This window comes from Aquabacterium sp. A08, assembly GCF_011742065.1.
In genome coordinates, this window is the sequence record NZ_JAAQQT010000262.1 from 1 (window position 1) to 577 (window position 577).

At 65.7% G+C, this 577-nt stretch carries 2 pseudogenes; both read left to right on the forward strand.

Annotated elements, in window-relative coordinates:
* Window positions 1-86 (forward strand): annotated as a pseudogene (locus HA630_RS01480) (amino acid ABC transporter ATP-binding protein); the annotation flags it as partial.
* A gap of 81 nt (window positions 87-167) precedes the next feature.
* Window positions 168-577 (forward strand): annotated as a pseudogene (locus HA630_RS01485) (hypothetical protein); the annotation flags it as partial.

Here is a 577-nt window from a genome sequence, read left to right on the forward strand (position 1 = left end):
ACTGCTCCAAGGACGAGTTCTTCGGCAACCCCGACGCGCGGCAGCCGCGCACCAAGGACTTCCTGAACAAGATCCTGCAGCACTGAGACCGGCCGCCGGCCGGGGGGTAGGCGGCATTTCACGTATATTGGACGGCCTTGTCCCGCCCACCGCCCCGGAGTTGCCCCTTGCCCGCCACCAGCCTGCAAACGTTTGTGGCCATTGCCAGCCTCATGGGCGCGCTCATGGCCCTGGTGCTGTTCTTCATCCGCAAAAGCTACCCGGCCTCCATCCAAGGGCTGGACGACTGGTCGGTCTTCCCCACCCTGTCCATCTTCGCGGCGGCCCTGTACACCACGCAAGGGCATTGGCACCATCTGCTGTCCATGGCCTTGCCCAACCTGCTGGTGGTGCTGATCGCCGTGCTGCAGCTGCGCGGCACCTACCGGCATTTTCAGCGGCCGGTCAACCACCGGCTGCTGGCGGCCGTGGTCCTGGGCGCGCTGGTCTTCATCCTCGCGACCAGTGGCGAAGCGGCGTACTACGTGCACCGCCTGGCGTTTCTCAGTGGCTTTGTCGGGCTCATGTTCGGGGCGCA